Here is a 6,918-nt window from a genome sequence, read left to right as displayed (position 1 = left end):
GGGCGCCAGCGGGGCTGCGGGGGTAGACGTGCGGCGTCTGGGTAGGCCCAGGCCCGCGCCCCCCAGCGGGCGACCGGGGGCGGGTGGGGAGCACGGGCGGTGATCGCGATGGGGGGGGCCGCCCCCGCTACCGGGGCGTGCTGCTCGGTTCCGCCGCCTCGCCCAGGCGCACCGTGAACGCGTCGCTCGCCACCAGGCTGGTCCGGCGCTCGACCTCGCCGCCGCCTGCCGCGAGCAGCGGCTCGTACGTGCCGGACTGCTCCGCGATCGCCTCGGACAGCAGCGGGACCACCGCCTCGCGGACCGGGAACGGGGACAGGGAGCGGCGGTAGGCGACGACCGACTCGAAGCGGGCCGTCAGCACGTAGCGGTCCGGTTCGTCCATCGAGCGGGCCAGGTCGGCGCTCAGGCAGCCCGGCTGGGCGGTGAGCAGGGACAGGGCCTGGGCGACCCTGGCGGTGAACGGCTCCGCGGCCTCTTCCGGGACGTCGAACCTGCACACGAGCAGCATCGGGCAAGCCTCCCACGCGGGCGCCCGCGCGCCCGGCTCGGGCCGGGTCCGGCAGGACCGGCCGGAGGAGACGGCCCGCAGGACCGGCCGAGGAGCCACCCGGAGGACGCCCGTCGCACGGTCCGGCGGCGTCCTCGGGAACGACCTCGGGGCCCGGCCGGGGAGCGCCTAGTATTGGGGGTGAAAATCCATGCCAAGTGGGAGGCGCCGTGACGGTTGGGGTGAGGGGCGGGCACGTGCACTCCCCCGCTCGCGAAGCGCCGAACCCGGCCCCGGCCCGCCCGCCGACGGGCACCCTGGAGGCCGCGGGCGAGCTGCTCCGGGCGCTGGCCGCGCCGGTCCGCATCGCGATCGTGCTCCAGCTGCGCGAGTCCGACCGCTGCGTGCACGAGCTGGTCGAGGCGCTGGGCGTGGCCCAGCCGCTCATCAGCCAGCACCTGCGCGTGCTCAAGGCCGCGGGTGTCGTGCACGGCGAGCGGCACGGGCGGGAGGTGGTCTACCGGCTCGCCGACGAGCACCTCGCGCACATCGTCGTCGACGCGGTGACGCACGCGGAGGAGACCACTCGTGGTATCAACGAGGCCCGTACGTCCCGGACGGAGGACCTGTGACGACAAGCGAGCGTCCCGGCACCGCGGTGCCGGGGCTGCGTTCCACCAAGCAGCGCACCGCCGTGTCCAAGCTGCTCGACCAGCTCGACGAGTTCCGCTCGGCCCAGGAGCTGCACGAGGAGCTGCGCAAGCGCGGTGAGGGCATCGGTCTGACCACGGTCTACCGCACCCTCCAGTCGCTGGCCGAGGCGGGCGAGGTGGACGTGCTGCGCACGGACTCCGGCGAGGCGATCTACCGCCGCTGCTCCGCCCACCACCATCACCACCTGGTGTGCCGCCACTGCGGCCACACCGTGGAGGTCGAGGGGCCCGCGGTGGAGAAGTGGGCGGACCGGGTCGCCGAGGAGAACGGGTTCTCCGCGATCAGCCACACCGTGGAGATCTTCGGCACCTGCGCGGACTGCACGGCCGCCCGGTCCTGACCGGCGCGACCACCGGAACGCGGCACCGCGGACGACGCCCTGCCCCGGACCCCGCCGAAGGGGTCCGGGGCAGGCGTGCGTCTAGCCCTCGTAGGTCTCCTGGGGCGCGGCGATGGGGACGACCTCGCGCACGGTGAACGTGGGCACGTACGCGGTCTCCTTGGTGGCCGTGCCCGGCACGTACCGCCCGGTCACCTCGACCCACTGGTCGGTCGCCCACCCGCCCATGTCGGTCCCGGTGAGCAGCACCTTGATCGGCCGGGCGTCGGCGGCGCAGCAGGAGATCGCCAGGCGCGCCACGAACACCTGCCCGTCGACCCGCGCCACGAACCCGGTGAGCCTCACGGTGCGGTCGTCGAGCGAGCCGGAGTCGTCCCACGCGGTGCGGGTGACGAACTCGGTGATGGTCAGCGGCACCACCGCGTCGTCGGCCAGCGGCGCGAACCCGCCGGAGGACGCCTGCGACTGCGGCAGCCCGTCGTCGGCCCGGCTGACGCTGTCCGAGCCGAGCGCGGGCGGGCTGATCAGGAACACCGCGAGCACCGGCAGCAGGAGCAGCCACGGGCTGCGGCTGCCGCCGTGCTCGTGGTCGTCGTGCGCCTCGGGCTCGCCCGAGGGCGCCAGGGCGTGCTGGGCCCGCACGTCCCGCCCGATCGCCACCACGGCCAGCAGCACCATCACCACACCCGTGGCCACCAGCCACGGTTGCAGCGACGCCTTCACGTACCGCAGGTACGTCCCGGTCAGCGCCAGCTTCAGCAGCGCGCCGCCGAGCAGCACGAGCAGCACGTTCTGGGTCTCGCGCCTCACAGGAACACCCACCCCGACACCAGCGCGCAGGCCACGGCCACCACGAACGTGGCAGGCGCGAACCGCGCGGCGAACCCGCGCCCGAAGGCGCCCGCCTGGAGCGCCACCAGCTTCACGTCCACGGCGGGTCCCACGACCAGGAACGCCAGCCGGGGCAGCAGCGGCAGCGCGGACATCGACATCGCCACGAACGCGTCGGCCTCGCTGCACAGCGCGAGCACGACCGCCAGCAGCGCCATCACCAGCACCGCGAGCGCGAGCTGCGCGCCCAGGGTCTCCAGCCACGCCGTGGGCACCAGCACGTTGAACACCGCCGCGAACACCCCGCCCAGCACCAGGAACCCGCCCGCCTCGACCAGGTCGTGCCGCGCGGTCTCGGCGAACACCGCCCAGCGCGAGCGCCCGTCGCGGTCCGGGATGCGGCGCAGCGCCCGCTCGGCGATCCACTCGGCCTTGCCGAAGCGGGTCCACAACCAGCCCATCACCACGGCGGTCAGCAGCGAGCCGACGAACCGGGCGGGCACCATCCACGGCGCGTCCTTGAACGCGACGGCCGTCGACACCAGCACCACCGGGTTCACGGCGGGCGCGGCGAGCAGGAACGCCAGCGCGGCGGCGGGCGCGACGCCCTGCTGCATGAGCCGCCTGGCCACCGGCACCGACGCGCACTCGCAGCCGGGCAGCGCCACGCCCGCGACGCCCGCGACCGGTACGGCCAGCGCGGGGTTGCGGGGCATGGCGCGGCGCAGCAGCGACGCGGGCACGAACGCGGCGATCGCGCCGCTGATGAGCACGCCGAGCACGAGGAACGGCATGGCCTGGACGCACACCGCGACGAACACCGTGGCGCCGGTGCGCAGCGCGGGCACGTCGAGCACCCCCACCAGCCAGTCCTGCAGCAGCAGGGCCAGCACGAGGAGGCCGCACAGGACCTCCAGCGAGGTGACGCGCCAGCGGGCGCGCGGGCGGCGCGGCCCCCTGATCTCGCCAGTGATTGTCATTGCCGAGATGATGCCACGCCGCTCACGCGTTCGGAGGAACGACCGGGGAACGGGCCGGGAAGTCAGGGCGCCGCCGGTCCCGCCCGGCTAGACCTCCTCCTCGTCCTCCTCGTACTCCTCCTGCAGCTCGTCGATGGTGGCCAGCACGTCGGCCACGTCCTCGACCGGCAGCAGCGGCTCGACCACGGCGAGCACCTTGCCGCGCCGCTGGCTCACCACGGACTCGGCGAGCGCCACCGCGTCGTCGCGCAGGTAGGGCCCGCACACGAAGCTGCCCCAGTCCTCGCCGCCGGAGGCCTCGAAGGTGACCGCCCAGGGCAGGCCCTCGACCTCGTCGGCGTCCTCGGGCTCGTACACCACAACGCCACCCATGATCAGGCTCCGCCTTCCGCTCGTGCCAGCAGTTCGCCGCGCAGCTGCGAGGCGGTGGAAACGACGAGCATCAGCAGGGTGCTGAGCGGCTCGGGGTCGAGGCCCTCCGCGGGGAAGGCGTAGCGCAGGGTGACGTCCATGCCCCGGTCGGTGTGGACCACGCCGAGCGTGCCGAACAGGCCCTGACCGGCCCGCTCGGCGGCCGACGAGGCCAGGTCGGGGCTGTGCGGCAGGTCCCAGGCGACCACGCAGGTGAGGCTGAGCACGGTCAGGCCCTCGGCCAGCCGCATCGCCTGCACCGCGCACGGCACGTCGCCGTGCCGGAAGCTCAGCGCGCCGTCGTCGTCCACGTGCACCTCGTGGAACAGCTCCAGCGCGGTGCGGGCCGAGGTGAGCAGCCGGGCGGTGACCTCGGCGTCCTCGTCGGTCACGAGGTCTCCTCATCGGGTTCGGGTGCGTCGTCCGGGCCGGGGTCGGGCCCGGTGCGGTCGTCCGGCTTGTCGATCGCGCCGCCGAAGCGGCGGTCGCGCATGGCGTACTGCTCGCAGGCGCGCCACAGGTCCTCGCGGCTGAAGTCCGGCCACAGGATGTCCTGGAACACCAGCTCGGCGTACGCGGACTGCCACAGCATGAAGTTGGACGTGCGCTGCTCGCCGGAGGGCCGGATGAACAGGTCGACGTCGGGCATCTCCGGCTGGTACAGGTAGCGGGCGATGGTGCGCTCGTCCACCTTGTCCGGGTAGATCTTGCCCGCGGCGGCCAGGCGGGCGATCTCGCGGGCGGCGTCGCCGACCTCGGCGCGACCGCCGTAGTTGATGCACATCGCCAGGTTGAGCGTGGTGTTGTTCTTCGTCCGCTCCTGCGCGGACTCCAGCTCGGTGACGACGCTGCGCCACAGCCGGGGCCTGCGCCCCGACCAGCGCACCCGCACGCCCAGCTCGTCCAGCTCGTCGGTGCGGCGGTGGATCACGTCGCGGCTGAAGCCCATGAGGAAGCGGACCTCCTCGGGGCTGCGCCGCCAGTTCTCGGTGGAGAAGGCGTACAGCGACAGCCACTTCACGCCCATCTCGATGGCGCCCTTGGCGGCTTCGACCACGACGGCCTCGCCGCGCTTGTGGCCCTCCACCCGCGACAGGCCGCGCTGGTTGGCCCAGCGGCCGTTGCCGTCCATGACGATCGCGATGTGCTTGGGCACGAACTCGGCCGGGATCGCGGGGGGTTTCGCGCCCGACGCGAGGGGTTCCGGGGGCCGCGGTGCGCGCGTCTCGCGCTCGGCCCTCCTGCGGCGGAGCATGACTGTCCTCTCGGGGTTGGTGCGGAGGCGGCTCTTAGTTCTCGGCGGTCGACTGCCTGCGCTCCACCAGGGGAAGCGACCGGAGCTGGCGCTCCAAGTGCCACTGGAGGTGCGCCGCGACCAGCCCGCTGCCCTCGCGGCGCGGACCGGTCGGGATCTCGTCGACCACGTCCCACTCGCCGTGCAGCAGCGCGGCGAGCAAGCGCAGGGTCTCACCCGATGGTGAGGCGCTGCCGGGCGGGCGGCAGTTGGCGCAGACCACCCCGCCCGCCTGCACGTTGAACGACCGGTGCGGGCCGGGCTCGCCGCAGCGGGCGCACTCGCCCACCGCCGGGGCCCAGCCCGCGAACGCCATCGCGCGCAGCAGGAACGCGTCGAGCAGCAGCGACGGGTCGCGCCGCCCGTCGGCGAGCGCCCGCAGCGCGCCGGTGACCAGCAGGTACAGCCGCAGGGCCGGGGCGTTCTCCTCGGAGGTGAGCCGGTCGGCGGTCTCCAGCACGGCGCAGCCCGCCGTGTACCGCTGGTAGTCGTCGACCAGGACCACGCCGAACGCGTCGATCGTCTCCACCTGGGTGATGACGTCGAGCGTGCGGCCGGGGTGGAACTGCGCGTCGACGTGCCCGAACGGCTCCAGCCGCGCACCGAACCGCGACGAGGTGCGGCGCACGCCCTTGGCGACCGCGCGCAGCTTGCCGTGGCGCTGGGTGAGCAGCGTGATGATCCGGTCGGCCTCGCCGAGCTTCTGCACCCGCAGGACCACCCCCGTGTCCCGGTACAGGTTGGCCACCTAGAACCCCAGCCTGCGCAGCTGCTTCGGGTCGCGCTGCCAGTCCTTGGCGATCTTGATGTGCAGGTCGAGGTAGACGCGGGTGCCGAGGAGCTTCTCGATCTGGTGGCGGGAGGTGATGCCGACCTGCTTGAGGCGCTCGCCCCGGTGGCCGAGGATGATCGCCTTCTGCGAGGGGCGCTCGACGAACACGTTCGCGTGAATGTCGACCAGGTCGTCGCGGCCCTCGCGGGGCAGCATCTCCTCGACCACGACGGCGATGGAGTGCGGCAGCTCGTCGCGCACGCCCTCCAGCGCGGCCTCGCGGATCAGCTCGGCGACCAGGGTCTGCTCGGGCTCGTCGGTCAGCTCGCCGTGCGGGTAGAGCGGCGGGCCCTCCGGGAGCTTGCCGAGCAGCAGGTCGGAGAGGGTGTCGACCTGGTAGCCGTCGACCGCCGAGACCGGGATGATCTCGGCGAACTCCATCACCTCCTGCAGCGCGACCAGCTGTTCGAGGACCTGCTGCTGGGGGACCAGGTCGGTCTTGGTGACGATGCCGATGACGGGGGTGCGCTTGGCGATCTTGGCAAGCTCGGCGGCGATGAACTTGTCGCCGGGGCCGACCTTCTGGTCGGCGGGCACGCAGAACCCGACCACGTCCACCTCGGACCAGGTCTCCCGGACGAGGTCGTTGAGGCGCTGGCCGAGCAGGGTGCGCGGCCGGTGCAGACCGGGGGTGTCGACCAGGATCAGCTGGCCGTCCTCGCGGTGCACGATGCCCCGGATGGTGTGCCGGGTGGTCTGCGGCTTGCTGGAGGTGATCGCGACCTTGGTCCCGACCAGCGCGTTGGTCAGCGTCGACTTGCCAGCGTTCGGGCGGCCGACGAAGCACGCGAAGCCGGAGCGGTAACCATCCATCCGCCCATTGTCCCTGGTGTCCGTTCCCGCCCGCCGCCGGGCGGGGAGGGGCGGGGTGGGGATGCCTGGTAGGGCGCGGGCGGGCGGGGTTCGGGTGGGGGGCGGGGCGGGATCGGGCGCGTTCGGGGGTGTTGGCGGGCCCCGTGGGGGGGGGGGGGGGGGGGGGGGCACCCCCCCCCCCCCCCGCGGCGCGGGGCCGCCAGAGCCGCAACC

At 73.7% G+C, this 6,918-nt stretch carries 10 protein-coding genes; 2 read left to right on the top strand and 8 right to left on the bottom strand.

Going from position 1 to position 6,918, the window contains the following annotated elements:
• Positions 1 to 127 precede the first annotated feature (127 nt).
• A complete protein-coding gene (locus tag ACTUAL_RS05020) occupies positions 128 to 511 on the bottom strand; it encodes an antibiotic biosynthesis monooxygenase family protein (RefSeq protein ID WP_096491915.1) in 384 nt (127 codons plus the stop codon).
• Positions 512 to 720: 209 nt separating this feature from the next.
• Here ACTUAL_RS05020 and ACTUAL_RS05015 point away from each other — a divergent pair, with 209 nt between their 5' ends.
• Positions 721 to 1,122 carry an ArsR/SmtB family transcription factor gene (locus tag ACTUAL_RS05015; protein ID WP_096497645.1) on the top strand — a complete coding sequence of 134 codons (402 nt, stop codon included), beginning with the start codon at positions 721 to 723 and terminating at the stop codon, positions 1,120 to 1,122.
• On the top strand, positions 1,119 to 1,544 hold the full coding sequence (locus ACTUAL_RS05010) for a Fur family transcriptional regulator (protein WP_015800103.1): 426 nt from the start codon (positions 1,119 to 1,121) through the stop codon (positions 1,542 to 1,544). Before ACTUAL_RS05015 ends, ACTUAL_RS05010 begins: the two co-directional genes overlap by 4 nt.
• An 81-nt stretch (positions 1,545 to 1,625) precedes the next feature.
• On the opposite strand, the gene ACTUAL_RS05005 is transcribed toward ACTUAL_RS05010, so the two are convergent.
• The 7 genes from ACTUAL_RS05005 to era all read right to left on the bottom strand — a co-directional run bounded on the left by ACTUAL_RS05005 (position 1,626) and on the right by era (position 6,705).
• On the bottom strand, positions 1,626 to 2,354 hold the full coding sequence (locus tag ACTUAL_RS05005; RefSeq protein ID WP_440899425.1) for a TIGR03943 family putative permease subunit: 729 nt from the start codon (positions 2,352 to 2,354) through the stop codon (positions 1,626 to 1,628).
• A complete protein-coding gene (locus tag ACTUAL_RS05000; protein WP_440899424.1) occupies positions 2,351 to 3,355 on the bottom strand; it encodes a permease in 1,005 nt (334 codons plus the stop codon). The genes ACTUAL_RS05005 and ACTUAL_RS05000 overlap by 4 nt, the downstream gene beginning before the upstream one ends.
• Positions 3,356 to 3,442: 87 nt before the next feature.
• Positions 3,443 to 3,727 (bottom strand): hypothetical protein, encoded by a 285-nt coding sequence (locus ACTUAL_RS04995; RefSeq protein ID WP_096491912.1) that lies wholly within the window; start codon positions 3,725 to 3,727, stop codon positions 3,443 to 3,445.
• A 2-nt stretch (positions 3,728 to 3,729) separates the two neighbouring features.
• Positions 3,730 to 4,158: a YbjN domain-containing protein gene (locus ACTUAL_RS04990; protein ID WP_096491911.1), complete on the bottom strand. Its 429-nt coding sequence runs from the start codon at positions 4,156 to 4,158 to the stop codon at positions 3,730 to 3,732.
• The gene (locus ACTUAL_RS04985) at positions 4,155 to 5,021 is read right to left on the bottom strand and encodes an isoprenyl transferase (RefSeq protein ID WP_440899423.1); all 867 of its coding nucleotides are present in this window, start codon (positions 5,019 to 5,021) and stop codon (positions 4,155 to 4,157) included. Before ACTUAL_RS04985 ends, ACTUAL_RS04990 begins: the two co-directional genes overlap by 4 nt.
• Positions 5,022 to 5,055: 34 nt before the next feature.
• Entirely contained in the window at positions 5,056 to 5,808 is a 753-nt protein-coding gene (gene recO / locus ACTUAL_RS04980; RefSeq protein WP_096491909.1) for a DNA repair protein RecO, read from the bottom strand.
• Complete coding sequence (gene era / locus ACTUAL_RS04975) at positions 5,809 to 6,705, bottom strand: GTPase Era (RefSeq protein WP_440899422.1); 897 nt, start codon at positions 6,703 to 6,705, stop codon at positions 5,809 to 5,811.
• Between the last annotated feature and the right edge of the window lie 213 nt (positions 6,706 to 6,918).

This window comes from Actinosynnema sp. (genome assembly GCF_052038725.1).
Note: the sequence above shows the minus strand (reverse complement) of the source record. Positions and strands in the feature narration are given on the sequence as shown.